Source organism: Acidobacteriota bacterium (assembly GCA_039683095.1).
Classification (GTDB): Bacteria; Acidobacteriota; Aminicenantia; order Aminicenantales; family Saccharicenantaceae; genus RBG-16-66-30.
In genome coordinates, this window is the sequence record JBDKSB010000012.1 from 386091 (window position 1) to 412479 (window position 26389).

24 protein-coding genes are annotated in these 26389 nt (G+C 70.9%); 11 read left to right on the forward strand and 13 right to left on the reverse strand.

Annotated features, from left to right (window positions below; translation table 11 throughout):
• Positions 1-18: 18 nt before the first annotated feature.
• From ABFD52_09630 to ABFD52_09670, 9 genes are read right to left on the reverse strand one after another with little or no spacing between them, the layout of a single operon-like run.
• Entirely contained in the window at positions 19-1287 is a 1269-nt protein-coding gene (locus ABFD52_09630) for an outer membrane beta-barrel protein (protein MEN6561022.1), read from the reverse strand.
• A gap of 20 nt (positions 1288-1307) precedes the next feature.
• A complete protein-coding gene (locus tag ABFD52_09635; protein ID MEN6561023.1) occupies positions 1308-2498 on the reverse strand; it encodes an NAD(P)/FAD-dependent oxidoreductase in 1191 nt (396 codons plus the stop codon).
• 2 nt (positions 2499-2500) lie between these two features.
• Positions 2501-3568 (reverse strand): VanZ family protein, encoded by a 1068-nt coding sequence (locus tag ABFD52_09640; GenBank protein ID MEN6561024.1) that lies wholly within the window; start codon positions 3566-3568, stop codon positions 2501-2503.
• Positions 3569-3576: 8 nt separating this feature from the next.
• Positions 3577-4788, reverse strand: coding sequence for a glycosyltransferase family 4 protein (locus ABFD52_09645; GenBank protein MEN6561025.1), 1212 nt, complete (start codon positions 4786-4788; stop codon positions 3577-3579).
• Positions 4785-5990 carry an O-antigen ligase family protein gene (locus ABFD52_09650; GenBank protein ID MEN6561026.1) on the reverse strand — a complete coding sequence of 402 codons (1206 nt, stop codon included), beginning with the start codon at positions 5988-5990 and terminating at the stop codon, positions 4785-4787. The genes ABFD52_09645 and ABFD52_09650 overlap by 4 nt, the downstream gene beginning before the upstream one ends.
• A complete protein-coding gene (locus ABFD52_09655) occupies positions 5987-7258 on the reverse strand; it encodes a glycosyltransferase family 4 protein (protein ID MEN6561027.1) in 1272 nt (423 codons plus the stop codon). The genes ABFD52_09650 and ABFD52_09655 overlap by 4 nt, the downstream gene beginning before the upstream one ends.
• Complete coding sequence (locus ABFD52_09660; GenBank protein MEN6561028.1) at positions 7255-9279, reverse strand: glycosyltransferase; 2025 nt, start codon at positions 9277-9279, stop codon at positions 7255-7257. The genes ABFD52_09655 and ABFD52_09660 overlap by 4 nt, the downstream gene beginning before the upstream one ends.
• Positions 9269-10444: a glycosyltransferase family 4 protein gene (locus ABFD52_09665; protein MEN6561029.1), complete on the reverse strand. Its 1176-nt coding sequence runs from the start codon at positions 10442-10444 to the stop codon at positions 9269-9271. Before ABFD52_09665 ends, ABFD52_09660 begins: the two co-directional genes overlap by 11 nt.
• On the reverse strand, positions 10441-11976 hold the full coding sequence (locus ABFD52_09670) for a flippase (protein MEN6561030.1): 1536 nt from the start codon (positions 11974-11976) through the stop codon (positions 10441-10443). The genes ABFD52_09665 and ABFD52_09670 overlap by 4 nt, the downstream gene beginning before the upstream one ends.
• A 366-nt stretch (positions 11977-12342) precedes the next feature.
• Here ABFD52_09670 and thiC point away from each other — a divergent pair, with 366 nt between their 5' ends.
• The 3 genes from thiC to ABFD52_09685 all read left to right on the forward strand — a co-directional run bounded on the left by thiC (position 12343) and on the right by ABFD52_09685 (position 16496).
• Positions 12343-13650 carry a phosphomethylpyrimidine synthase ThiC gene (gene thiC, locus ABFD52_09675; GenBank protein ID MEN6561031.1) on the forward strand — a complete coding sequence of 436 codons (1308 nt, stop codon included), beginning with the start codon at positions 12343-12345 and terminating at the stop codon, positions 13648-13650.
• Complete coding sequence (locus ABFD52_09680; protein ID MEN6561032.1) at positions 13634-14482, forward strand: TIM barrel protein; 849 nt, start codon at positions 13634-13636, stop codon at positions 14480-14482. Before thiC ends, ABFD52_09680 begins: the two co-directional genes overlap by 17 nt.
• A gap of 121 nt (positions 14483-14603) precedes the next feature.
• Positions 14604-16496: a PDZ domain-containing protein gene (locus ABFD52_09685; protein MEN6561033.1), complete on the forward strand. Its 1893-nt coding sequence runs from the start codon at positions 14604-14606 to the stop codon at positions 16494-16496.
• Here ABFD52_09685 and ABFD52_09690 read toward each other — a convergent pair.
• From ABFD52_09690 to ABFD52_09700, 3 genes are all read right to left on the reverse strand, one after another.
• A complete protein-coding gene (locus tag ABFD52_09690) occupies positions 16493-17563 on the reverse strand; it encodes a radical SAM protein (GenBank protein ID MEN6561034.1) in 1071 nt (356 codons plus the stop codon). The genes ABFD52_09685 and ABFD52_09690 overlap by 4 nt on opposite strands.
• Positions 17560-17826, reverse strand: a complete 267-nt coding sequence (locus tag ABFD52_09695) for a PqqD family protein (GenBank protein MEN6561035.1) — start codon at positions 17824-17826, stop codon at positions 17560-17562. The genes ABFD52_09690 and ABFD52_09695 overlap by 4 nt, the downstream gene beginning before the upstream one ends.
• A gap of 104 nt (positions 17827-17930) precedes the next feature.
• Positions 17931-18089: a hypothetical protein gene (locus tag ABFD52_09700; protein ID MEN6561036.1), complete on the reverse strand. Its 159-nt coding sequence runs from the start codon at positions 18087-18089 to the stop codon at positions 17931-17933.
• 183 nt (positions 18090-18272) lie between these two features.
• Here ABFD52_09700 and ABFD52_09705 point away from each other — a divergent pair, with 183 nt between their 5' ends.
• From ABFD52_09705 to hypF, 8 genes are read left to right on the forward strand one after another with little or no spacing between them, the layout of a single operon-like run.
• Positions 18273-18815, forward strand: coding sequence for a 2-oxoacid:acceptor oxidoreductase family protein (locus tag ABFD52_09705; protein ID MEN6561037.1), 543 nt, complete (start codon positions 18273-18275; stop codon positions 18813-18815).
• A 13-nt stretch (positions 18816-18828) separates the two neighbouring features.
• The gene (locus ABFD52_09710) at positions 18829-19125 is read left to right on the forward strand and encodes a 4Fe-4S binding protein (GenBank protein ID MEN6561038.1); all 297 of its coding nucleotides are present in this window, start codon (positions 18829-18831) and stop codon (positions 19123-19125) included.
• Complete coding sequence (gene porA, locus ABFD52_09715) at positions 19122-20276, forward strand: pyruvate ferredoxin oxidoreductase (GenBank protein MEN6561039.1); 1155 nt, start codon at positions 19122-19124, stop codon at positions 20274-20276. The genes ABFD52_09710 and porA overlap by 4 nt, the downstream gene beginning before the upstream one ends.
• Positions 20273-21181 carry a 3-methyl-2-oxobutanoate dehydrogenase subunit beta gene (locus ABFD52_09720; protein MEN6561040.1) on the forward strand — a complete coding sequence of 303 codons (909 nt, stop codon included), beginning with the start codon at positions 20273-20275 and terminating at the stop codon, positions 21179-21181. Before porA ends, ABFD52_09720 begins: the two co-directional genes overlap by 4 nt.
• A gap of 40 nt (positions 21182-21221) precedes the next feature.
• Complete coding sequence (locus tag ABFD52_09725; GenBank protein ID MEN6561041.1) at positions 21222-21731, forward strand: TlpA disulfide reductase family protein; 510 nt, start codon at positions 21222-21224, stop codon at positions 21729-21731.
• 38 nt (positions 21732-21769) lie between these two features.
• A complete protein-coding gene (locus ABFD52_09730; GenBank protein ID MEN6561042.1) occupies positions 21770-22801 on the forward strand; it encodes a hypothetical protein in 1032 nt (343 codons plus the stop codon).
• Positions 22802-22811: 10 nt separating this feature from the next.
• The gene (locus ABFD52_09735; protein ID MEN6561043.1) at positions 22812-23396 is read left to right on the forward strand and encodes an epoxyqueuosine reductase QueH; all 585 of its coding nucleotides are present in this window, start codon (positions 22812-22814) and stop codon (positions 23394-23396) included.
• Positions 23393-25690 (forward strand): carbamoyltransferase HypF, encoded by a 2298-nt coding sequence (gene hypF, locus ABFD52_09740; GenBank protein ID MEN6561044.1) that lies wholly within the window; start codon positions 23393-23395, stop codon positions 25688-25690. Before ABFD52_09735 ends, hypF begins: the two co-directional genes overlap by 4 nt.
• Here the strand turns inward: hypF and ABFD52_09745 are convergent.
• Complete coding sequence (locus ABFD52_09745; protein ID MEN6561045.1) at positions 25671-26354, reverse strand: zinc ribbon domain-containing protein; 684 nt, start codon at positions 26352-26354, stop codon at positions 25671-25673. The genes hypF and ABFD52_09745 overlap by 20 nt on opposite strands.
• Positions 26355-26389 lie beyond the last annotated feature (35 nt).

The window sequence follows — 26389 nt, forward strand, 5'->3', positions numbered from 1 at the left end:
GGCTCCTTTGGCCGGAGGCTAGAATTCATAGGTGACGAAAGCCCCGACGAAGTTCCGGCGGACGTCGAAGCCGGGGGCGTTCGACGTCCGCTTGTAGAAATTGTAGGTCAGGCCGAGCCCGACCGTGCCGGAGATCCGGAGGACCGGGCCGACGGAGAAGTTCCTCTGGCTGTCGCGGCGGCGGTCGACGATGACGGCGCCGCCTCCCGTCCAGACCGTCTGCGGCTCGGGATAGACGATCGTGCCGAGCTGGAGGCCGCCGTCGATCCGCAGGGACCGGCCGAGATAGAGCGACAGGGTCAGCCGGCCGCGGGTGTCGACGTAATAATAGGCGCTCTCGTTGTACGAGAAGGCGTTGTCCCGGTCGAAGCCCAGGCTGACGGCCGCGAGCCCGAGGCGCAGCGAGACTTCGCTCGCCGCGACCAGGCCGTTGAAGGCCTTCCGGTCCGGGGAATCGGGCCGGAACGATTTCCAGCCGAGGCGCACCTCTCCGCGGGCCAGGCCCGTGAGAGGGAAGCGGAAGCCGGCGACGGCCTCGACCGACGAGCCGTCGCGCCAGGCCGACCCCTCGAAGCGGAAGACGTAGTCCCGCCACTCGGCCAGGCCGAAGAGATAGCTCCGGGTGAAGACCCGGTAGTGGACCTCGAAGGCCGCCGACGTCTCGCGGCGGTCCAGGGCCCGGCCGTAGGCGTCGTCCGGGGCGCTCGAGGCGACGTCCTGGTAGCGGAAATCGTCCACCGTTGCGGTGATCCCGATGGCCGTGCCCCGCGGCGTCTCGAAGAACAGGCCGGCCGCGCCTCCCGTCGCCGTGTCCCGGATGCGGCCGGCGAACTCGCTCAGGGCCCGGCGGACGTGGCTCAGGACATGGTACTCGCCCGAGAGCGAGAAGCGACGCAGGGCCAGCCAGCGCAGGCCGGCGGAGAAGCTGTTGGAGAAGGCCCGCAGCTCCTTCTCCCGGGCGAAGGCCAGGTACTCCGGGTTCTCGGTGACCGAGAGGATGAGCGAGCCGCCGCCGAGCCAGTAGCCGCGGAGCTCCGGCGAGACGGTCGCCGTGGCGTCCGCGACGACCTGGCTTCCCTCGGCCCGGAAATAGACGTTCGAGTCGTAGCCGACGTCCGTCAGCCGGAAGCGGGGCACGAGCTTTAGAGAGCCGAGCCGGAGCCCGTTCTGCTGGCGGACCGCCTCGTACTCCTCGCGGAAGCTCCGGTAGGTCTGGCCGGCCAGCGGCGCAACCGCGGCCAGGGCCAGCCCGCAGATGGCGGCGGCGCAGGCGATCGTTCGTTTCATGGGGGATTCTTTATCGGGATCTAGGAAAGATCGTTCGGCCCGAGCCGGTCCCGGACCTCGCGGAAGACCTTCATGAAGGAGAGCCGCTCGAGCAGGGCGAAGATAAGCCCGCTGTGCCAGTCGAAGTCCGCCTTGTCGCGGATGATTGGCACGATGCCGTCGGTCCTGGCCAGCTGGAACAGGCTCTCGATGCGGCCGTCGCTCAGGCGGGCGCACATGCGCCTGGTGCAGCGGCCGACCAGTATCTCCTTCCGGAGCAGGGCCTTCCAGCGCCGTTCGTAGGCGGCCAGGGCGGCCGCGCCGAAGGTCCCGCGGCCGAAGCACTCGAGGAGGACGTCCGCGGCCAGGTCGGCGCAGGCCAGGCCGTAGCTGATCCCGCCGCCGGTCGTCGTCTTGGTCTGCCCGGCGGCCTCCCCGACGGCCAGGATCCGGTCGCCGCAGGTCCGGGCGAGCAGGCCCTGGGCCACGGGCCTGGTCCGGATGGCCTCCGGCCCGTCCGGCGGCGGGACCGCGCCGTCGAAGCGGCTTTCGAGAAGCCGGCGCAGGCAGCCCTTGGGGTCCCTCTGGGTCAGCAGGCCGATCCGGGCCCGGCCCGGGCCGGCCGGGACCGACCAGGCGAAGGCGCCGGGGGCCACGTTCCGTCCGAAGAACAGGGTCGTCATGTCCGCGTCCGGCGTCGTCCGCTCGACCTGGGCCCCCTTCAGGAAATCGCGCGGCGAGGACAGCCCGGTCCGCTTCTGAAGGGCGTAATCGACGCCCGTGGCCAGCACGGCCACGGCCGCGCTCTCGCGCCTGACCCCGCCGTTCGCGCCGGCCACCTTGACCTGGACGCCGCCGCGGACGACGGCGATGTCCTCGACCCTGGCGCCGCAGATGATCTCGGCGCCGGCCGCCGCCGCGGCCCGGCCCAGGCCGCCGTCGAAGCGCTCCCGGTCGACGACGCAGGCGAACGGCCGCGGGTGCTCGTAGACGAGCTCGCTGGCGCGCGGCGAGACCAGCCGGACCCGGCGGAGATCGTCGACCACCGCGCCGCGGTCGAGGCCGCGGTCGTCGAAGACCTCCAGGCCGACGATCCCGGTGCAGACGACGCCCGCCCCGACGCGCGGCTTCCTCTCCAGGACCAGCACGTCCAGGCCGGCGCCGGCCAGCCGGGCCGCGGTCCGCAGCCCGCTCGGCCCCGCTCCCACCACGATAACGTCGGACGTGCACATGATCAGACCTTGGGCTCCCGCGACTCCCATTTCCCGCGGAAGGTGATCCAGAACGACAGCGCGATCAGCCGCAAATCGAGCGCGAAGCTGCGCCGCCGGACATAGACGAGATCGTAGCGGAACTTCTTCCTTCGCGGCGTCTCGCCCGGCAGGAACACCTGGGTCAGGCCGGTCAGCCCCGGCCGGACGGCGTGGCGCTCCCGGTAGCCGGGGATGTCCGCGAGCGCGACCGGGGCCGCGCCGTCGTTCACTTCCTTCTCGTTCGGCCGCAGGGCCCGGGGGCCGACGAAGCTCATGTCGCCCTTGAGGATATTGAGGAGCTGGGGCAGCTCGTCCATGGCCGTGGCCCGCAGGATCCGGCCCGCGCGCGTCACCCTGGGATCGCGGGCCGTCGCCTGGACCGGGCCGCTCCCCGACTCCGCGTCCTCGATCATCGACCGGAACTTGAGCGCCCGGAAGGTCCGGCCGTTCAGGCCGACGCGGTCCTGGGCGTAGAAGACGCGGCCGCGGTCCTCGAGCCGGATGGCCAGCGAGATCACGATCCAGAGCGGCGCCGAGAGCAGGAGTCCGAGCGAGGACAGGGCGACGTCGAACGTCCGCTTGAGGACCGCCGCCCCGCCGCCGCTCCGGTCCTTCCTTCTGCTCGCCGCGGCGACGATCGTCATGACGGTCAGGATGCCCGCGGCATCCACGGCCCAGTCGATCGGGCTGCCGACGCGCCGGGGGACGAACGACTGGAGGAACTCGTCGAGGAAGCCATAGGCGATCGCGGCGGCCGCCGCCAGGGCGCCCGCCTTCCGCGACCAGGCCGGGCCCCGGCCGCCGCGGAAGGCCCGGTAGAAAAGGAAGGCCAGGAAGCCGTATTCGACGAAATGCAGGCTCTTGCGGAAGACGATGTAGGCCGCGCCGAGGGCCCGGGCCGAAGCGTGCGGGACGAGCCAGCGGAAGACGCCGGCGAAGATGTCGTAGATCCGGCTCGAGCCCAGGGCCCGGTTCCAGACCGGGAAGATGAAGGCCATCCAGAGCAGGAGCGGCAGGACGTAGACGAGGAACTTCTTGAGCTTCGACATCGGGACCCTTAGGATACCATGGACCTCAAGAGCGCGTCATAGGAGCGCAGGACCTTGTCCTTGGCGAAGCGGCGGACGGCGTAGCCGCGGGCGTTCGCTCCGAGGGCGCGGCGGCGTTCCGGCTCCCGCGCCAGCGCCCGCACGGCCGCCGCGACGGCCGCCGGATCGTCCGGCGGCGCGGCCAGGCCGCAATCGTTGCCGCGGAGGAGCGCTCCCACCTCCGAATCCGGGGCGGCCAGGCCGAGGATGGGCCGGCCCGCCGCCATGAAGGTGTAGAGCTTCGACGGCACGGACAGGTCCGACTTGGCCCGGTCGAGGGGCACGAGCAGGACGTCGCTCGAAGCCAGCAGGTCGGGCAGCTCGGGATAGGGCACGAAGGGCAGGAAGAGGACGTTGGCCAGGCCCAGGGCCGCCGCCTTGTCCTCGAGCTCCCGCTTCTTCAGCCCCTCCCCGACCAGGACGAAGAGGATCTCGCGGTCGCCGGCCAGGAGCGCGGCCGCCTCGAGGGCCCTCTCCAGGGCCCGGTTGCTGCTGATGCTGATCGTCCCGGAATACATGACCACGAACTTCCGGTCCAGGCCGTGCCGGCGGGCCACCGGGTTGTCCTTGGGCCCGGGCCGGAGGAAGTCCGTGTCGACCCAGTTCGGCAGGACCTCGATCTTGGCGGCCGGGACGCCCTTGGCCAGGAGGTTCCGGGCGAAGCCGTCGCTGATGACCACGATGCGGTCGGCCAGCCCGTAGACCCACTTCTCGAGCGCCCGGGCGAAGCGGATGCCGGCCGGGTTCTTCAGGAGGCCCGACTCGATGGCCAGGTCCGGGTGGATGTCCTGGACGTTGACGACCACGCGGGCCCCGCGCAGGGCCTTGGCGAACAGGGCCGGGACGCCCAGCTGGAGGGGCGGCGTCCGCAGGAACATCACGTCGCCCCGGCGCACGGTCCGGAGGTTGGCCAGCGCCCCAACGGTGTAGATATTCCAGGCCAGGAGCCGGGCCAGCGGGTGCGAGGCGCTGTTGGCCCACAGGCGCTTGACGACGGCCCCGCCTTCGACCCGGGTCGAGGAGAGCAGGCCGCGGAACTCCGCGCCCCGCGTCCGCGGCAGCGTGGTCACGACCTCGACCTCGTGGCCGGCGGCGACCAGGCCGCGAGCTAGCTCGTCCATGAGCACCGGCGCGCTCCCGAAGTCCGGGAAGAAGTACATCGTGTGGATGAGGATCTTCACTGGCCCTCCGGGGCCGGATGGTCGAAGGCCCATTGATAGAGGTAGGCGGCGGCCGGGACGAAGAGCAGGAGGTCGACGCCGTAGAAGGCGGCGGTCGACTCGAAGGCGCTGCGGGCCGTCAGGAAGCCGAGGATGAGGACGGACTGCGTCAGCAGGGCCCGGTCCGGCGCCTCGGCCGAGGCGATCCGCCTCAGGATGCCGCTCCTGACCAGGAAGGCCCAGAGGACGATGATGCCCGCGGTGAAGAGCAGGGCCCCGGGCAGGCCGGCCTGGATGCCGGCGTGGAGATACGAATTGTGCATGTGCTGGGAATCGAGCAGGAGGCGGTCGGCCTGGAAGCCCCAGCCGAAGAAGGGCGACTCCCCGATCCGGCCCAGCCCCTTCCGCCAGGTGCTTTCGCGCCCCGTCAGGAAGACGAGCGAGCCGAGCGCGCCCTTGGCCCGCCAGGTCACGCCCGAGATCCAGATGATGTAGGCCACGGCCGGGCCGGCGACGAGGAAGCGGAGGTCGACGCCGCGGACGACGACGTAGAGCATGCTGGCCACGGCCAGGCCGAGCAGGGACGAGCGCGACTGGGTCTGCATCAGGATGAAGGCGGCCGGCAGGACGATCGGCAGCCAGAGGAGGCGCTTCTTCGTGGCCGACATGGCCAGGCTGACGCCGGCCAGGATGAGGACGATGACGGCGTAGCGGCCGACGCCGTTGGCCCGGACCTCGCCGAGTCCGAAGGGCATGCGATAGACCTCGTAGCGCGTAGCCCGGCCGAACCCGAAGCGATAGGCCTCGGGCAGGAGGACCAGCAGCAGCAGGGTTATGATGGCTCCGTTCAGCCGCAGGATGGTCCTGAGCGCGGGCAGCGGCTCGGGAAGCTCGATGACGAACCAGGCGACAAGCAGGGGCGCCAGGTAGGCCGAGCCCCAGTAGACAGCCGTGACCGGATCGGGCGAATAGAAGACCGAGGCGACCAGGCCGAACGCCCCGTAAATGGTCAGGCAGCCGAGCGTGGTCAGCCCGAAGCGGAAGCGGGCCCGCGAGGCCAGGGCCCAGAGCACGCAGAAATAAGCGGCGGCCGGCGGCAGGAAGGCCCGGACGGCCTGGAAGAGGGCCAGGCGGTCGTAGAGCGACGGCCAGGGGATGAAGTTGTACGGTCCGGTGAACATGCCGCCCCAGACCAGGCCCCAGAGGATGAGCGCCAGGGTCATGGGCGCCCCTCCTCCGCCCGGCCCGCCGAAAGGACCTCCCGGTAGATCTCCGCGAGCCTGTCGCCGAGCTTGTCCCAGAGATAGAACGACGCGACCCGCTCCCGGCCGGCCCGGCCCATCCGCTCCCGGAGGGCGCGGTCCCCGGCCAGGCGCGCCAGCCCGGCCGCCAGGCCGTCGACGACCGAGGCCGGATCGCCCGGCGCGACCTTGATGCCCCAAGCGTCCTGGACGTGAAAGGCCGGGCCGCCCGTATCCAGGCAGATGACCGGCTTGCCGCAGGCCATGGCCTCGACGACGACGGCCCCTCCCCCGTCTCGGAAGCTGGGGAAAAGAAGGACGTCGCAGTCGCGCATGCGCCGCATCAGCTCCGGCCGGTCGAGCCAGGGGACCAGGCGGATGCGGTCCTCCTGGCCGAGACGCCGGACGAGGTCCCGGACCTCGGCTTCGGCCTCGCCGGAGCCGATGATCTCGAACGTGGCGCCGGGGCAGGAGCGGCCGAGCGCGGCGAAGGCCCGGACGCCGAGCTTTAGCCCCTTGATCGGGTCGAGACGGCCGGCAAAGAGCGCCCGGAACCCCCGGCTTGGCGCATCGCCCGCCGGCGGCGCCGGAGGCAGCTCGGCGGCGTCGATGCCGTTAACCGGGAAGAACCTCAGCCGGGGACCGGCGGCGGCCAGGGCGGTCTCCGTCTCGCGGTTGCAGACCAGGATGGCCGCGGCCCGCTTCAGGCCGCGCCGCCGGAAGGGCGTGGCCCGCCAGAGGTCCTTGAGGGCTTCCCGGACCAGCTCCTTCCTCCGGAAGCGCGGCCCGAGCTCGGCCAAAAGGGCCGGAGGGGTCCGGTGGGCGCCGCCGAGCGGGCCCCAGACAAAAGGCATCCGGAGATAGGCGCCGATGAAGCTCGGCATCCAGTCGTTGGCGAAAGTCACCTGGTGGAAGATATCAAAAGAGCCGCCGCGGACGAGCCGCCGGGCTAGGCCGCAGGCCCGGATCTGCCAGAAAAGATAATAGAGCGAGAAGCCGAGATAATGCCGGAGCAGGGGCGAGAAGGCCCGGGGCAGCGAAGGATAAAGGCAGGTCGCTTCGAGGCCCTTCTCCTTCAGGCCGCGCTCCAGGGCCTCCTTGTTGTACGGCCTGGTCAGGACGGTGACGTCGTGGAAGCGGCACAGCTGCCGGACGATGTTCCAGCCCAGGATGGCCTCGCCGGGGAAGGATCCCTCGGTCGCCAGCGGATGGCAGGCATAGGCCGAGACCAGGACCTTGAGCCTTTTCACGACGAGGCCTCCGCGGGCATGATCCGGGCCAGGATATCGCGGACGTTCTTCTCGTAGACGGCCGGCGTGAACTCCTGTTCGTAGCGGCGCCGGCCGGCTTGTCCCATGGCCGACCTGAGCGTGGCGCTCAGGGCCAGGTCCAGCAGACGCCGGGCCAGGGCCTCCGGGTCGTCGGGCGGAACGAGGAAGCCCGTGACGCCGTCGACGACGGCCTCGGACATCGCCCCGACGTCGCTCGAGACGACCGGCAGCGAGGCCCGCATGGCCTCGAGAACGGCCAGGCTCAAGGCCTCCCGCCGCGAGGGCAGGACGAAGATGTCGTGCCGGGCCATGATCTCTTTTTTTCGGTCGCCGTAGGCCTCGCCGGCCAGGATCACCGACCGTTTCAGGGCGTTTCGGGCGAGGAAGTCCTCGACCCGGCGGCGGATGGCCGCGTCACGCCACGGGCCGACGATCGAGAACGTGACGCCCGGAGCCTGGGCCAGGACGAGGGGGACGGACCGGAGCAGGGTCATGATCCCTTTCGACTCTTCGATGTTCGACAGGAACAGTATCTTCGGGGCCGCGCCGGCCGGACGGGTCCCGTTCGGGCCGGCCGGATCGTCCACGCAGTTCGGCAGGACGAAGACCCGCCCCGGCTGACACGGCTCCAGCTCGTCCCGGAAGACGCCGCCCAGGACCAGGCACGCGGCGGCCGAACGGAACTCGGCGGCAAGGACCGGGCGCAGGGGGAACGGCGCGGCCGGGAGCCGCCGGTGGACGTCCGTGTGTAGGTAAAGCACATACGGGACGCGGGCCAGGCGGCAGAGGCCGACGATGACCGATTCGGCCGCGAGCCCGACGACAGTCGAGGACGAGAAGACAACAGCCAAGGCGGGACGGACACGCCGGATCCGGCTCCCGAAGCGGGCCCAGGTGGCGAAAAGCCGGAAAAGCTTGGCGGGGCGGATCCTGTTGACGTCGGCCACGTCCCCGGACAGGGATTTCCGGCTCAGGACCGTCTCGAAGCCGCTCTTGCGCGCGGCCTCCAGGAAATGCCGCGTCATGACGTTGGACCCGATGTGGGGCGGCGGGACCTGGCCGTAGACCAGGATCGCGGCCCGGCCGCCGCCGGCCGGCCCGGGCTCGATGAGCGAACGGACCAGGCCCACGGCGTTGCCCCAGGCCCGCGCGAGATGCGCCGGCCGAAACTCCCTGATGCCGGCCGCGACGCTCATCAGCATCCTGGCCGTGAGGGCCGCGCGGCACCTGACGAGGGAAAGCTCGGGGTTCTTGCGGACGAAGCGGACGCGGTTGAGCGCTTCGCGGACGCCGAACTCGCATCCGCCGCCGCGGCCCCCGGCCGCCGGCAGGTGCAGGTAGCGGGCGGCGGCGACGACGGCCAGCCGGCCGGTCTTGCCGACGCGGTAGCTGAAGTCGAGGTCCTCGAGGTAGCTGTAGCCTTCGAACCATTCGTCGAAGCGATGACGCGAGAAAACGGCCCGGCGCCAGACCGAGGCCCCGCTCGGAAGCCAATCGGCCCAGGCGTCGGCGTCGACGGGCCCGATCATCGTCTGGAAGCCCGAGGCGGTCACCTTGCCGCCGCGGCGGGAATAGAAGCCCAGGCGCTCGGCGAGCGGCGCCCGCTTGAGGCCGGGAAGGCCGAGCGGCGGATGGTTGGCCATGTTGAAGGCCGCCCCGGCGACGTCGGGGCCGGCCTGGGACCAGAAGCGCAGCATCGCCTCGACGGCGCCGGGCTCGAGGACGGCGTCGTCGTCGAGGAAGCCGACGAGATCGACGTCCGGGCCGACGGCGCCGAGCCCGAGGTTGCGCTGGCGCGAGGCCGAGGCGATCGACGAGCGGATGAAGCGCTGTTCGGGCCGGCCGCCGCCCGGCCCGGCCGGCGGGGACGGGCGCGCGCTCGCGTCCACGATGACGACCTCGTCGGGGGGACGGCTCTGTGCGAGCAAGCTCGCCCAGAGCCGGCGCAGCTCGTCCGGACGGTCCTTGGTCGCGACGACGAAGGCGATCCTAGGCTCCATGGCGGCGGCCGTCCTCCAGGAAATCGCGAACGATGCGGCGCATGCCGGCCGCGAAGCGCTCCGGCGCGAAAGTGGCCGCCCGGCGCTCGAGCCCGGCGCGAAGATCGGCTTCGACGGCCGGGACGCCGATGACGGAGCCGATGCGCGAGACGGCGTCGTCGCGCCCGGCGTAGACGAGCCGCGGGTCGGCCACGATCTCGGTCTGGCCGCCGCGGTCGGGGACCCAGACGATCTGGCCGGCCGCGGCCATCTCGGCCACGGCGATGCCGAACGGCTCGGCCCGGCGGCCGGAGATGCCGTACTTGTGCCTGGCCAGGAAAGCCTCTTTCTCCGGCCCGTACATCTCGCCCTCGAGGCGCACCCAATCCGCGTTGCGCCGGACCAAGTCCTCGATCTCGCGGGCGTAGGCGCTCCCGACCCGGCGGCCGAGGATGTGCAGGTGGACGGGCTTCCGCGCCCGGACACGGCCGAGGATGTCGATGACGAGGTCGATGCCCTTTTCCGGGACCAGCCGGCCCATGACGACGAAGCCGTCCTCGCGCTCGCTCCAGGGCAGGCGCGGCCAGGCACCGGCGACGGGGGGATAAACGACCTCGGAGGCCAGGCCAAAGCGGTCGCGCAGGACCCCGGCGGTCCACTCGGAGTTGGCCGCGGTGCGGTTCTTTTTCCAGGCCTCCTTGCAGTCCCCGGCCAGGGCCCGGGCCAGACCGAGATAGGCCGATCTCCAGGCCGAGGCCCTGTGGAGCGGGCTCGCGGCGGCGATCGCGCCTTCGGCCGGATCGAGCTCGCGGCGCAGGCCCTCGTCGAAGGAGAAGTCGGCGATCCTCTGGATGCCGGGCCTGCCGAAATCCATGGCGTTGTAGGCCGAGATCATGACGTCGAACTCGCGGGCATGGCGGCGGCAGTAGCGGGCCAGCGGGACGCCCCGCAGCGCGTCGCCCCCCGTCCTTGTCCCGGGGAGCAGGGGCAGGAAGCGGGCCTCGAGCCCGGCCAGGTCGATGCCCGCGCCGTACTTCGCGTCGAGCGCCGCCAGGTCGGGGCGGCCCATGGTCACGAGGGTCACCCGGTGGTCGTCCTGCAGGGCTCGGATGGTCCACAACGCGCAGGCCTCCGAGCCGCCGCCGGCGACGAGGAAGGGATGGGCGACGGCGACGCGCGGCGTCATCCCCGCTCCTCCGTTCCCGCCGCCGCGGCCGGGGCCGGTGTCCGCCGGGGCCGGAGCGCCCGGACGACGAAACCGCGTTCTTCGGGGTCGAGCAGGCGGAACCAGGCGGCCGCGGCGAAGGCCGCCGAGCAGGCGCCGGCGCCCCACAGCCCGAAGCCCAGGGCGCGGCTGACCGCCAGGCCGGCGGCGAAGAGCCCCAGGACGGACAGGGCCTGGCCCAGGCCGTTCTTCCAGACGTAGCCGAAGCGGATCCGGCCCGGGGCGAACGAGACGATCATCAGGAAGACCGAGAAGGCGGTCAGGCGCAGCGCCGAGGCGGCGGCCACGCCGTTGATGCCGGCGAGCCTGGCCCCGGCCCAGATCAGGGCCGTGAAGACCGCCAGCTCGACGGCCTGGTACTTGGGCGCGACATCGACCCGGCCGATGCCGATCAGGTAGTTGTTCGGCACGGCGATGACCGTGTTGACGAGGAAGCCGGCGGCCAGGATCTGGACGACGAACGTGCTCCGGGCCGCGAAGTCGGGCCCGAGCCAGAGCCGGAGGCCGTCGCCGGCGAAGAACATCAGCAGCACGAAGATCGGCCCGGTCGTGAGCAGGAGGAACTTGACGGACCGGGCGAAGAGCGCCTCGATCTTCTCGGCCCGGCGGCCGGCGTCGAGGGCGCTGAAGGCCGGGAACAGGACCATCGACAGGCTGCCGGGGACGACCCCGATCCGGTTGATGGCCTCGTACGGCGCGCTGTAGTAGGTCACGGCCTCGACCGAGAGCAGCGAGCCGATGACCAGCCGGTCGATGGACGTCGTCACGGCGTAGAGGATGCCGGACAGCCCCAGCCAGCCGCTGAAGGAAAAGAGCGGCCGGACAAGGTCTCGGCGCAGGACGGGCCGGGCCCGCAGGGCCGGCAGGACGCGGAGGTCCATCGCCCCCCAGGCGGCCATGGCCGCGACCCGCGACAGGACCAGCAGGACGACGATCCCCGGGAGCGAATAGCCCAGGGCCACGCCTAGAAGCGGCAGGACGTAGAACAGGATGTTCAGCGGGACCTTGACCGCGTTGACCAGCTCGAAGCGCTGGGCCGCCTCGAGGGCGCCGCGAAAGGACGAGCTGATGAACATGACCGGCAGGGACCAGCCGACGAGGCGCAGCGTCAGGATCGTTTCCGCCTCGAAGCCGGCCGGGATGTTGAGGAAGCGCCTGACGATGAGCGGCGCCGAGACCTGCAGCAGGACGGCGGCCGCGGCCCCTATGGCCGTCTGGAGCAGGACGGTCGTCCAGAGATAGGCCGGGAGCTTCCCGGTCTCGTCGCGCCCCAGGCAGTCGGCGACGCAGCGCGTCGTCGTCCGTCCCAGGCCCAGGTCGAACAGGCCGAAGTAGCCGAAGACGACCCAGACCAGGGCCAGGATGCCGAAGCGCTCCGTTCCCAGGGCCCGGACGACCAGGGGGATGGTGAAAAAGCCGACGGCCAGGGGAACGGCCAGCCCGAAGAAGTTCAGGACCGTGTTCCTGACGATGAGCTTATGAGGGACGTCCATGGGAATGACAGACTTTTCGAGGCAGGCTACCGCCGTTGGACAAAACGCCGCACCTCGCGGCAGGAAGTTCGGGCGTCTTATCGGCTATTGCGCGTGAAGGGATCGCCCCATTATAGCCGAACCTTCGGCCGGAGAAAGAGCGCGGGCGGTCCGTTCCATAGCGGGCCCATGATAAGGGGGCCTCCCCTGGCCGGCAATCGTCGGCCCGGATGAATCCCGGGGTGAAAAACCACCCCCGGAGATGACCTTTCGGGGTGAGGCCGTTCACCCCGCGGCTAATCCGGTCCCCGGCCGCCAGGTTCCTTGACAGTCCAAGGGCCCTACTCTATACTTTTCTTTCGCTCCGTCCGAGATTTCCGGACCAACATGACGCAATTCGAAAAAGCCAGGAAAGGCATCCTCAGCCCGGCCCTGAAGAAGGTCGCCGGGGACGAGTCCGTCGCCCCGGAGAAGCTGGCCGAGCTCGTCGCCGCCGGCCAGGTCGTCATCCCCTTCAACCCGGCCCACGCCCCGGCCCGGCCGGCGGGGATCGGCCGCGGCCTGAGGACCAAGGTCAACGTCAACCTGGGCACCTCCCGCGACTTCCCGCTCTTGGCCGACGAGCTGCGCAAGGTCCGGATCAGCCTGGCCTACGGGGCCGACGCCCTGATGGACCTGAGCACGGGCGGCGACCTCGTCCGGATCCGCAAGGCCATCCTGGCCCGGACGCCCATCCCGCTGGGAACCGTTCCTATCTACCAGGCCGCGGTCAGGATCCTCGAGCGCCGCAAGTCCATCGTCGAAATGACGGAAGAGGACCTGTTCGAGGCCGTCGAGGCCCAGGCCCGCGAGGGCGTCGACTTCATGACCGTCCACAGCGGCCTGACACTGAAGGCCATCGACCGCCTGAAGAAGCAGGGCCGCGTCGCGGACGTCGTCTCGCGCGGCGGGGCCTTCCTGCTGGCCTGGATGCTCCACAACGGCAGGGAGAATCCCTTCTACGCCCGCTTCGACCGCCTGCTCGCGATCGCCCGGCGCCACGACGTCACGCTCAGCCTGGGAGACGGGCTGCGTCCCGGCTCGGTCGTCGACGCGACCGACCGGCCCCAGATCGAGGAGCTGCTGACGCTCGGCGAGCTCGTCGATCGGGCCCGGGCGGCCGGCGTCCAGGTCATGGTCGAGGGGCCGGGCCATGTCCCGCTCGACCAGGTCGAGATGAACATGCGCCTGGAGAAGCGGGTCTGCCACGGCGCGCCGTTCTACGTCCTCGGGCCCCTGGTCACCGACATCGCCCCGGGCTACGACCACATCGTCTCGGCCATCGGCGGGGCCGTGGCCGCGGCAGCGGGCGCCGATTTCCTGTGCTACGTCACCCCGGCCGAGCATCTCGGCCTGCCCACGGACGACGACGTCCGCGAGGGGCTGATCGCTTCGAAGATCGCCGCCCATGCGGCCGATATCGTCAAGGGCGTTCCCGGGGCGCTCCTCCGCGACCGCGAGCTGGCCCGGGCCCGCAAGCGGCTCGACTGGGAGACCCAGCGGCGCCTGGCCATCGACCCGGTCAAGTTCGCGGCCGTGCGCAAGAGGCGCCGGTCGAAGAGCCGGGCCTGCTCGATGTGCGGAGAGTTCTGCGCCATGCGCATCGTCGGCGAATTCCTCGGCGCCAAGGGGACCGCCGATGGCGAATGCGCCTAGTGGCCTGCGCTTTGGCACGGCCGGCGTTCCCTTCTCCGCGGCCGACGACTCCAGCCTCGCCGGGATCGAGCGGATCAGGGCCCTCGGGCTCGACGCCCTGGAGATCGAGTTCGTCAACGGCGTCAAGATGGGCCTCGACACGGCCGCCAAGGTCAGGGAGACGGCCGGCCGGCTGGGCGTCCGGCTGAGCGTCCACGCCCCCTACCACATCAACTTCAACTCCGAGAACCCCGGCATCAGGCTGCAGAGCCGCGACCGCCTGCTCAAGACGGCCCGCGTCGCCGCGGCCTGCGGCGCGACGAGCGTCGTCTTCCACGCCGCCTTCTACGGCCAGGACCAGGCCGAGAAGGCCTACGACGCCGTGCGGCGGGAGCTGGCCGCCGTCCAGTCCGTCGTCCGGACCGAGCGGCTGCCCGTCGCGCTCCGGGTCGAGACCATGGGGAAAAGGAGCCAGCTCGGGACGCTCGACGAGGTCCTGTCGCTCTGCCGGGACGTCGACGGCCTCCAGCCGTGCCTCGATTTTTCGCACCTCTACGCCCGCGAAGGCAAAGTCAATTCGTACGGCGAATTCGAGCGGGTCCTGACCAAGGTGGCCCGCAAGCTCGGTCCGCGGTCCCTGCGCAACGCCCATATCCACATCGCCGGCATCCACTTCGGGGACAAGGGCGAGATCAAGCACCTCAACCTCGGGGAGACGGATTTCCGGTACGACGAATGGCTCCAGGCCCTGCGCGACCTCGGCGTCGAGGGCCTGGTCATCTGCGAGAGCCCCAACCTCGAGGCCGACGCGGTCATGCTGAAGAAGCTCTACGACGCCCAGGCCTCGCGATAAAGCCAGATCTTAAGAAGGGGCTAAACCCACTTTTTGCTCAAAAATGCGCAAAAAGTGGGTTTGACCCCTTCTGATTGACAAGCCGCGGGGCCTGACTTACACTCCGGCCGGGGATCGATCCATGACCGGCAGCCGCCTTCCGGAAGCGCCGCCCGCCGCGGCCCGCCCGCGGGCGCGGACGGCGCTTCTCCGGCCCGCCTCCCTGGCCGTCCTCATCCTGACGGTCGTCGTCATCATCGTCGCCATCCCCGCCAACCTGAAGCGGCAGCGCACCGTCTCCCTCGGCGGCGTCGAGGGCCAGGTGAACGCTTCCGGCGAAGTCGTCTTCACCCGCGTCGCGCCCGGCACCCCCTCGGCCAAGGCCGGGATCGCCCAAGGCGACATCCTCGTCGCCGTCGATGGCCAGGCCCTGAAAGGCAGCCCGGCCCCGGCCCGGATCCTCGGCCGGCTCGACGGCCGGGCGGGAACGGCCGTGAGCCTGACCGTCCGCACCGGCGACTCCCCACCCCGCACCGTCTCCGTCATGAGGTCCCCCGAGCCCGGCAGCATCGCCGAGCGATTGGGCTCCATCGGCATCGGGACGAACGTCATCATCGGCTACCTGATCTTCCTGGACATCGTCGTCCTCCTGGTCTACCTCGGCGTTTCGGTCGTGCTGATCCTGCACCGCCGCGGCACCCCGCTGACCTATTTCGGCTCCGTCGCGCTGGCCACGTTCGGCGCCGCGGCCACCACGAGCGTCCAGGTCCTGGCTTACGAACCCAGCGGCTGGGGCCGGCTGGCGGCCGCGCTCGTGCCGACGGGATTCGCCGCGGCCTTCACCTTCATGGGATTCCTCTACCCGAACGGCCGCTGGGTGCCTCGCGGCGGCCGGGTCATGGCCGCCGTCGTCTGGGCCTGGACGTTCGCCCAATGGTTCTGGCCCGCGGCGCGTCCGGGCAACTGGGGGTCCGTTCCCGCGCTGGCCGTCTACCTGGCGATGATCGTGGCCATGTTCGCCGCCCAGGTCCGCCGCTACCGGCGGGCGGCCACGCCCGCGGAGCGCGAGCAGATCAAGTGGTTCGTCGCGGCGCTGGCCTCGGTCGTCGTCGGATACGCCGTCTCCCAGGCCGCGGCCCTGGCCATCGGCGAGCTGGCCCGGCGCCCGGCCGGCGTCCCGGGCGTGGCCGTCTTCGTCCTCTGGCAGATCAGCACGCTCGGCTACCAGGTCCCCTACGCCCTGCTGGCCGTGGCCATCGGCCGGGCCCTGCTGAAGCACCGGCTCTGGGACATCGACGTCGTCATCAACCGGTCGCTCGTCTACAGCTCCGTGACCACGCTCCTGGCCGTCCTGAGCGCCGTCCTTCTGCCCCTCGTGAGCCGGCTGATCGGCCGGCTGGCCGGCAAGGTCTCGCCGGCGCTGGCCGTGCTCATCACCGCCGCCTTCCCCATCCTGGCCTTCAATCCCCTGCGGGCCCGCGTCCAGCGCTTCGTCGACCGGCGCATGAAGCCCGAGGACGTCACCTTTGACGAGACGAGCGATCTCCTCGGCCTCGAGCTCCAGGCCTGGCTTGGCCCGGGCGAGCTGATGGGCACGCTGGTCGGCAGCGTGGCCGGGCAGCTGGACCTGGCCGCGGCCGCGGCCTACGTTCCCGAAGGCGGGGACGGACGGCTCGTCCTGGCCAGGGAAACGCCCAGCGGCGCCGGGTCGCCGCACGAGCTCGCGCTTGGGGACGAGGCCCGGGGCCGGCTCCGCCAGGGAGGGGTCGTGGCGCCGCCCGACGGTTCGGCGTTCTCGTTCCTCGTGCCGCTCGTCGCCGCCAGGACCCCAGGCGCCGAGCTCAGCGGCGTGCTGGCCCTCGGCGCCCGCCGGAACGGCCGGGGCTACACGACGCCGCTCGAGCGGGGCCTGCGGGTCCTGGGCGTCGAGGCCGGCAAGGCGATCTACGTGGCCCGGCTGCGAGAGTCCGACCGCTCGGGCCTCGAGGACCGGCTCGACCGGATCGAGCGCCGGATCGCCGAACTCAAGCCCTAGCGCGTCCCGAAACGCTCCCGCCGGGCCCGGGCGATGCCGCAAAGATAAGGCACGGGCTCCGTCAGCGTGCCGGTCTCAAGTAGCGACCAGGCCGGGCATCGGCCGCAGAAAGCCCGCGCCTCGCAGTCTCCGCACACCGGCGAGGCCGGCGGCGCGGCGTCGACGAAGGCGCAGACGCTCCGCCAGGCCGCGCGAAAGCCGATCTCGAGCGGCCGGGCCGCCGGCCGGGGCAGGAGCGAGCAGGCGTTCATCCGCCCGGCCGCGTCGACGACGAAGGCCGCCCGGCCGGCCCGGCAATAGAAATTCCCGTGGGCCGGGGCGGCGGCGCCCTTGAGAGCGAGCTCGATCCATTCGTCGGCCGAGGCCCGGTCCGCGGCCTCGAGCCCGACCCCCTCCTCCGCCGGCAGACGGCAGTCGTCCGCCGCCGAGGGCGCCCCGTCGGGTCGGCGGGAAAGGAGCCAGCTCGCGGAGAACGGCACGCCCCAGTTTCGGGCCGTCCGGCGCATCTCCTCGAGCTCGCCGGCGTTGCGGCGGGTCAGGGTGGTCTTGAGCCCGAGCGGCAGGCCGCGCTCGAGCAGGGCCTCGATGCCCTTCAGGCAAGCGGCGTGGCTGCCCGGGACGCCCGTGACCGCCTCGGCCGTGGGCGCAGTGGCGCCGTAGAGGGTGATCTCGATCCGGCTGGGCGGCGCCTGGGCCAGGCGGGCGGCCACGTCCCGGGTGATCAGGGTGCCGTTGGTGTAGAGGGCCAGGACCAGGCCCAGCCGCGTCAGAGGCTCGTAGATCCCGAAGAAGTCGCGGCGGGCCAGGGCCTCGCCGCCGGTGACGAGCAGGAAAACCATGCCCGCGTCGACCGCCTGCCGGGCCAGCTCGAGCCAGGCCTGGCCCGGGATGTCAGCGTCCGCCTCCCGCCCCGCGCCGCCGGGGGGCCGGCGGACATAGCACATGCGGCAGTCCAGGTTGCAGCGGGCCGTCAGCTCGAACGTGCCGTGGGCCGGCTGGCGGTCGGCGGCCGCCCGCCGCAGCAGGGCCCGGACGAGCGATCCATAGTCCCGGGCCGGGGCGGTCACGGCTCGAGCAGCCCCTTGCGGCCGAGCTCGTCGAGGAAGGCCCGGACGTCGGCGCGAGCCCGCTCCGGGTCGACGGCGAACCTCGCGGCGACCCCCGCCGCGATCTCTTCCGGAGAGCGGTCCTCCGCCAAGAGTTCCCAGACGCAGCGGCCGGCGGCGTTGAGGACGACCAGGGCGTTCATCTCCAGGACCTTCGCGCCGAGCGGCACGAGCAGGTCCCGGCCCCCGACGCGCTGCAGCCGGAAATCACTGCTCCGCTTCATGCGCGCTGCGCCTTGCCCCCCGGCCGCCGCCTGGACGCCGGGCAGGGCGGTCCTCTCCCCGCGTCCTCCGTTCCCGGCGGCAGGATCCGTGGAACGGTCCCGGCCTACACCTCGGTCAGCCCGCAGACCTGGATGGTGGAGAAGTTGCAGCCGCCCAGCTTCGGCTGGAGATCGACGGGGACGACGGTCGCTTCCGGCGGCTCGTAGGCTTCCCGGCGCTCCTCGTCCGCGTCGCGGCTCTTGATGAGGTCCCGATCTTCCATAGAACCCTCCAATTCCCCAAGGATCGCGAAATGTATGGTCCGACTATAAGCGTCCGGCGGGACGCTTGTCAAGACGCGCGCCATGAAGATGCCCTCTCCCGGGGCAACCTGATTGACCCGACTCACCGGGCGACCTATAATAGACCTTCAACCGAGACCGTCAACTGTCAAGGAGAGAGGCTCATGGTCGAAATCCGTTTCCACGGCCGGGGCGGTCAGGGGACCGTCGTCGCCTCCAAGATCCTGGCCGACGCCATCGCCAAGGAGGGCAAGTGGGTCCAGGCCTACCCCGAATTCGGGGTGGAGAGACGGGGTTCGCCCGTCGTCGCCTTCCTCAGGATCGACGACAAGCCCATCTATGACAAGAGCCGCATCTACACGCCCGATGACGTCGTCGTCGTCGACCCGACCCTGGTCGAGGCCATCGACGTCACCGTGGGCCTCAAGCCCGGCGGCACGATCATCGTCAACAGCGACCGCCGGCCCGGGGACTTCCCCTTCTCCGGCAAGTTCAACGTCCGGACGATCGACGCCACCAAGATCGCCGTCGCCCACAAGCTCGGCAATATGGCCACGCCGATCGTCAACACGGCCGTCGCCGGGGCGGTCATCAAGATCCTCGGCCTGACCAAGCCCGAGTTCCTGGCCGCGGCCATCCGGGAAGGGATCGCCGTCAAGCCCGAGGACAACGTCGCGGCGGCCCAGGAAGCCTACGATAAGGCCTGACGAGAGGAACGCGATGAGACCGAAGAAAGCCAAGAAGATCGTTTTCAACTCGGCCGAGGACATGCCCACCATGATCTGCTCGGTCGGCTCCCAGACCCACAACCTGACCGGGGCCTGGCGGAACATCCGGCCGGAAATGGACCGGACCAAGTGCATCAAGTGCGGCATGTGCTGGAAGTTCTGCCCCGAGCCCGCGATCGAGGTCGTCGGCGAGTGGCCGGTCGTGGATTACGACTACTGCAAGGGCTGCGGCATCTGCGCCGAGGAATGCCCGGCCAAGTGCATCGCCATGGTGGAGGAGCGCCGATGAAAAAAGTCATCATGGGCAACCACGCGCTGTCGTACGGCGCGATGCTGTCCCGGGCCCAGGTCATCTCGGCCTACCCGATCACGCCCCAGACCCAGGTCGTCGAGCTCCTCTCGGAGATGTGCGCCGACGGCACGCTCAACGCCCAGTTCATCAAGGTCGAGTCCGAGCACTCGGCCATGGCCTCCTGCATCGGCGCCTCGGCCGCCGGGGCGCGGGCCTTCACCGCGACCTCGTCCCAGGGGCTGGCCCTGATGCACGAGATGCTCCACTGGGCCGGCGGCGGGCGCCATCCCATCGTCATGGGCGAGGTCAACCGGTCCATGGCCCCTGGCTGGTCGATCTGGGCCGACCAGAACGACAGCCTGTCCCAGCGGGACACGGGCTGGATGCAGTTCTACTGCGCCTCCAACCAGGAGGTCCTGGACACGGTCATCCAGGCGTTCAAGGTCGCCGAGACGCTGATGCTCCCGGCCATGGTCATCCTCGACGCGTTCGCCCTGTCCCACACCTACGAGGTCGTCGATGTCCCGGACCAGGCCCTGGTCGACAAGTTCCTGCCGCCGTTCAAGCCGGCCATCAAGCTGGACCCGGCGGACCCGCGGGCCTTCGGCGGCCTGACCGGGTCCGAGCACTACATGGAGCTCCGCTACAAGCTCGAGAAGGACATGGAGAAGGCCCCGGCCCTGATCGAGGAGACGGGCCGCGAATACGAGAAGCTCTTCGGCCGACGCCTCGGCCTCATCGACCCCTACCGGTGCGAGGACGCCGACTTCGTCTTCGTCACCTCGGGCACGGCCGGCTACACGGCCCGGGTGGCCGTCGACGAGCTCCGGGCCTCGGGGGTCAAGGCGGGGAACCTGCGCATGAAGCTCTTCCGCCCCTTCCCCTTCCAGGCGGTCCGCGAGGTGCTGGCCAAGGTCAAGAAGGCGGCCGTCGTCGACCGCAACTGCTCGTACGGCGCCGGCGGCATCTTTTACCAGGAGGTCAAGTCGGCGGTCTACGGCTGGCCGGGCATGCCCCCGATCCTCGGCTACGTCACCGGGCTCGGCGGGCGCGACATCACGACCGACTCGTTCAAGGAGATCGCGGCCCACGCGGCGGCCCGGGACCGGGCCGACGAGGAGATCGTCTGGATCGGAGTCAAGAAATGACCCAAGAAGCCAAGAAAGATAAAAAGTTCACGATGACCCTGCCGGCCGACGAGCTGATGGCCTGCGGCCACCTGGCCTGCCAGGGCTGCGGCGCCACGCTGGCCATGCGCTACATGCTCAAGGCCGTCGGGCAGAAGGCCATCCTCTGCATCCCGGCCTGCTGCTGGGCGGTCATCGACGGGCCCTATCCCTACTCGTCCATGGACGTGCCGATCTACCACTGCGCCTTCGAGACGGCCGCCTCGACCGCGACGGGCGTCAAGGCCGGCCTGGAGATGACCGGCGACACCGGGACGACGGTCGTGGCCTGGGCCGGCGACGGCGGCACCTTCGACATCGGCATCCAGGCCCTGTCCGGCGCGGCCGAGCGGAACGAGGACATCATCTACGTCTGCTACGACAACGAAGCCTACATGAACACGGGCATCCAGCGCTCGTCCGCGACGCCCTTCGGCGCCTGGACCACGACGACGCCCGTCAAGCACTTCAAAAACAGGCCGAAGAAGGACATCGTGGCCATCATGGCCGCCCACAAGATCCCCTACGTCGCCACGGCCAGCGTCGCCTATCCCGAGGATTTCGTCAGGAAGATGAAGAAGGCCAAGGAGATCAAGGGGACGCGCTTCTTCCACGTCTATGCGCCCTGCCCGACGGGCTGGAAGAGCCGGCCCGACGACACGATCAAGCTGGCCCGCATGGCCGTCCAGATCGGCTATTTCCCGCTCATCGAGATCGAGAACGGCGAGAAGACGACCCTGAACATGATGATCAAGCAGCGGAAGCCGGTCGACGAGTATCTGCGCCTCCAGGGCCGGTTCCGGCACCTGCAGCCGGAACAGGTCGCGGCCATCCAGGCCCAGATCGACACCCGCTGGGAGCACCTGCTCAGGGGCTGCACGGTCTGACGATATCGCGTTCACACGGAGCCGCCGCCGGGAGAAGAGAATGGGCCAGCGCGCAAAGTGCCTTCCGATGCTTATCGTCGCCCTGGCGGTCCTGGCGGGCCCGGCGGCCTGCGCTCCGCGCGAGAGCGGCCAGGCCCCGGCCGTTCCCGCTCCGGCCTTCAAGGTCCAGGACCTCCAGGGCCGCACCCTGAGTCTCGCGGACTACAAGGGCAAAGTCCTGGTCATCAACTTCTGGGCGACCTGGTGCCCGCCCTGCCGCCGGGAGATCCCCGACTTCATCGAGGCCTACGCGGAGCTCAAGGGCCGGGGCCTCGAGATCCTCGGCCTGTCGGTCGATGACACGACCGGGCCCGACCTGCTCGATTGGATCCGCGAGAAGGGCGTCAACTATCCCGTTGCCCTGGCCACGCCCGAGATCGTCGCGGCCTACGAGCCCGGCGATTACATCCCGTCCACGATCATCGTCGACCGCAGGGGCGTCATCCGCTTCCGCCGGTCGGAGCTCATGGACAAGGCGACCCTGGTCAAGCTCTTCGAGAAGTTCGAATAGGGTTGTCGGCGGCGGCGCCGCTGTGCCATAATCGGGCCATGGACGGGATGCTCCAGACCCAGGCTCCGGCCGCCGGCGCATCCGAAGGCCTTCCCTTCTGGCTGCTCTGGCTGCTCCTCTGCGTCATCCTGCTGCTCGTCGCTTTCATCTTCCTCCGCGACAAGGACCTGCGCCGCCGCATCAGCGTGTTCCTCTCCGGCGCCCGCCGCCACATGACCCGGCTCCGGATCCAGGCCAAGCTGAACCGGGACAGGGAAAGGAAGGCCGCCCTTTGGCGCGAGCTGGGCAAGAAAGCCTGGGACGAGGACATCCAGGCCTCCTGCATCGACGAGGAATACCGCAAGCTGGCCGTCCTCGACGAGGAGATCGGCCGCCACCAGAAGACCTGGCACGACGTCTATTCGAGGATCGAAGTCCTCGGCCGGGAGCACGACGCCGCGGTCAAGCGGTTCCGCGAGCTCGTCGCCGAGCAGGAAGCGGCCCGCCGCCCGCACCAGGAAGAGATGCTGGCCCTGGCCCGGACGAAGCAGGCCGTCCTCGAGGCCCTCGAAGCGTCCCGGGGCGAAACCGAGGCGGCCGAGGCCCAGCTGGCCGCGGCCGGCAAGGACATCCGCCAGATCGAGGAGCATCCCCGGCTCTCGCCCGACGAGCGCGGGGCCCGCCTCGACAAGGCCCGGAACAAGGCCGCCGGCCTGGCCTCCCTCATCGGCGAGCTGCGGCGGAAGACCCCGCTTATTCAGGAAGAGCGCTGTCGCCTGGACCGCCGCCTCGAGGAGGTGGAGGCCCGGGTGCGCGCCTTCAACGCCGCCATCCAGCGCATCGACGAGGAATACCGGAACCGGCTCCAGGCCCGCGAGAAGGAGATCCGGGAGTGGCAGAAGGCCAAGGAGCGCATCCAGGACAAGATCGTCGACATCAAGCGGCTCATGGAGCCCCTGTTCGAGAGCGTCGGCCGCATCCTCGACGACGCCCGGCTCGACAAGGAGGACCTGGCCGTCCTGTATTTCCAGATCGACGGCATCGACAAGAACAGCGCCGAGCTCGAGGCGCGCCTGGAGAACCTGAAGTAGCCCCGCGCCCATGCCCAAGCCGCGCCTGCTCGTCCACGTCTGCTGCGCCCCCGACGCCCTCTACGTCTTCGGCCAGCTCGCGGACGCCTACGACGTGACCGGGTTCTTCTCGAACTCGAACATCCAGCCCCGCGGGGAGTACGAGCTCCGGCTCGACGAGGCCCGCCGCGTCGCGCGCCGGGCCGGCGTCCCGCTCCTCGAGGACGACTACGACCCCGGCGGCTGGACCGCCCTGACCGCCAAGTTCAAGGACGAGCCGGAGAAGGGCCGCCGCTGCGACGTCTGCTACGCCGTGCGCCTGTCCCGCACCGCGGCCCGGGCCGCCCGCGACGGCTTCGATGCCTTCACCACGGTCATGAGCCTCAGCCCCTGGAAGAAGGCCGGCGTCCTGAACCGCATGGGCCGCCAGTTCGCCGCCCGCTACGGCCTAGCCTTCCTCGAAGCGGACTTCAAGAAGAAGGACGGCTTCAAGAAGAGCTGCGAGCTCAGCCGGGCCGCCGGCCTCTACCGCCAGGATTACTGCGGCTGCGTCTACAGCCGGGACGCGGCCCGGGCCAGGGACGCGGCCCGGCGGGCCACCCGGGAGGGCGCATGACCTCTCCCCGGCCCCGCGGCCGGCGCGCCGCCGCGCGCCTGACCGTCTTCGGCGTCGTCCAGGGCGTCGGCTTCCGCCCCTCCGTCTATCGCCTGGCCCTCCGCCTGGGCCTCGACGGCTGGGTCCAGAACGCCGGCACGGGCGTGGAGATCCACGTCGAGGGGCCGGCCGCCGCCGTCCGCGATTTCCCCGGCGCGCTCAGGTCGGGCCTGCCGCCCCTGGCCCGCATCGAGCGCCTCGACTCGCGCCCGGCGAGACCCGAAGGCCTCAGCGGCTTCGCGATCCGCGAGACCCGCGACGCCGCCGGGTTCGTTTTCATCTCCCCCGACATCGCCACCTGCCCGGACTGCCTCGAGGAGATCGGGACGCCCGGCGCCCGGCGCTTCCATTACGCCTTCACCAACTGCACCAACTGCGGGCCGCGCTACACCATCGTCCGCGGCCTGCCCTACGACCGGCCGCGCACGACCATGGCCGGCTTCCCCATGTGCCCGGACTGCCGCCGCGAGTACGAGGACCCGCTCGACCGCCGCCACCATGCCCAGCCGATCGCCTGCCCGGCCTGCGGGCCGCGCCTGGCCCTGATCGACGCCCGCACGGGGCGCCGGCTCGCGGGCGGCATCCCGGAGGCCGCGGCCCTCATCCGCGCCGGCCGGGTCCTGGCCGTCAAGGGCCTCGGCGGCTTCCATCTCGTCTGCGATCCGTTTAACCGCGCCGCCGTCGCCCGCCTGCGCCGGACCAAGGCCCGGCGGACCAAGCCCCTGGCCCTGATGGCCCGGGACCTGGCCGTCGTCCGCCGCTACGCCGTCGTCTCGGCGGCCGAGCGGGAGCTGCTGCTCTCGCCGCGCCGGCCCATCGTCCTCCTCGGGAAGAAGGCCGACATCCCGCTCATCGCCCCCGGCCTCGACGAGATCGGCTTCATGCTGCCCTACACGCCCCTCCACCACCTCCTGCTCGAGCATCTCGACCTCATCGTGGCCACGAGCTCCAACGCCAAGGACGCCCCGATCGCCAAGGACGAGACGGAGGGCGTCCGCGGCCTCTGCCAGACCGTCCTGACCCACAACCGGCCCATCGCCATGCGGGCCGACGACTCCGTCGTCAAGATCGTCCGCGGCCGGCCCCTTTTCGCCCGCCGGGCCCGGGGCTACGTTCCCGCCCCCCAGCCGGTGCCCGCGGCCCTCCGGTCCGACCGCGTCCTCGTCGCCCTCGGCGGCGAGCTCAAGGACACGATCTCCCTCTACAAGAACGGCTACGTCGTGACCAGCCAGTTCCTCGGCGACCTCGACGACTACCGTAACTTCGGCTATTTCGAGGAGACCCTGGCCCATCTCCTGCGTCTCTTCGACGCCCGGCCCGCGGCCGTCGTCTCCGACCTGCACCCGGATTTCCGGACGACGCGCTACGCGGCCCGCCTGGGCCTGCCGCACGTCCGGGTCCAGCACCACTTCGCCCACGTCCTGGCCCCGCTCCTCGAGCACGGCCACGAGGCCCGGCGGCGCGTCCTCGGCGTGGCCCTCGACGGCTACGGCTACGGCGAGGACGGGACGGCCTGGGGCGGCGAGTTCCTGCTGGCCGATTACGACGGCTGCGAGCGCTTCGCCGCGTTCGAGGCCGCGCCCCTGCCCGGCGGCGACCTGGCCGCGCGCCAGCCCTGGCGGATGGCCCTGGCCTGGCTCGACCGGGCCTTCGACGGGGATATCCCCGATGTCGCGGCGCTCCGCCGCGTCGAGCGCCGCCGCCGGCAGGCCGTCCTGGCCATGATCCGCGGCGGCCTGCGCAGCCCGCTCGCCTCGAGCTGCGGCCGGCTGTTCGATGCCGTCTCGTTCATCGCCGGGACAGCGCCCGAGCGCCTGGAGTTCGAGGCCGAAGCCGCCATGCGCCTGGAGGCCGCCGCCGGCCGCGGCGCGGTCCGCGGCCGCTACCCGATCGATCTCCGGGACGGGGGCGCCGGCCGGCCGCTCGAGATCGGGTTCGGCGGCCTTTTCCGCGGCATCGTGCGGGATATCGGGCGCGGCGAGCCCGCGTCCGCCGTGTCGGCCAGGTTCCACGATTCGCTGGCTGGCCTGATCGTCCGCGTCGCCGAGGCGGCGCGGGAGGCCCGCGGGACGGAGGAGGTTTCGCTCGCCGGGGGGGTCTTCCTGAACAGGCGGCTCCTCGCGGCCGCCGAAAAGGGTCTTGAGGCCCGGGGATTCCGGGTCTTCCGGCCGCTGGCCTACTCCCCGAACGACGAATCCATCTCGCTGGGACAGATCGCCCGGGGGCTGGCCGTGATCAGGAGCGGCGGAATCTGACGCCGCCGACGAGCGACAGGATCCCGTTCGAGACGAGGGCCGCGAGCGCCCCGCCGGCGGCGCCGAGGACGAAGCCGAAGAGGCCGCCGAAGAACGAGCAGGCGAGGCCGCCGAGCAGGTCGCCCCGGTGCTCGACGAAGAAGGCGGGGAGGCGACCGACGAAGCCGGCGAAGAGGCCCGTCACGCCGGCCAGAAGCCCCAGCAGGATGCCGGAGAAGAGCCCCAAGACGCCGAAGAACCAGACGAAGGACAGGACATCGACCGACCGGATGGAGACCAGCGCGCCGGCCGGCGCGGTGACGGCCGCGGCCTCCGCCTCGGGGCCGGGAGCGTCCGGCCGGTCCGGGCCGTCGGGGGCCGAGTCGTCGGGACGGCGGCCGCAGCGGGCGCAGAATTCGGCCTCCAGGTCGTTCTCGAAGCCGCAGGCGATGCAGATGGCCTTCTTTTCCGCGAGGGACGGGGGCCGGCGCTCGATCCATTCGCCGTTCTCGTAGGCGTACCACTTGCCGCTCTCGGCGCCGATGACCCAAAACCGCCCGTCGTTGTCCTTGATGCGCAGCTGGCGCAGGGAATCGGCGAATTCCTGGGACGTGATCTCCTGGGCCTCGAATCGCTCGCGCAGCTGGGCGAACGTCGCTTCGGCGTCGCGGAATTGGTCGGGCATGAACGCCTCCTTCGTCCTCCCGTTATCTTAACGCC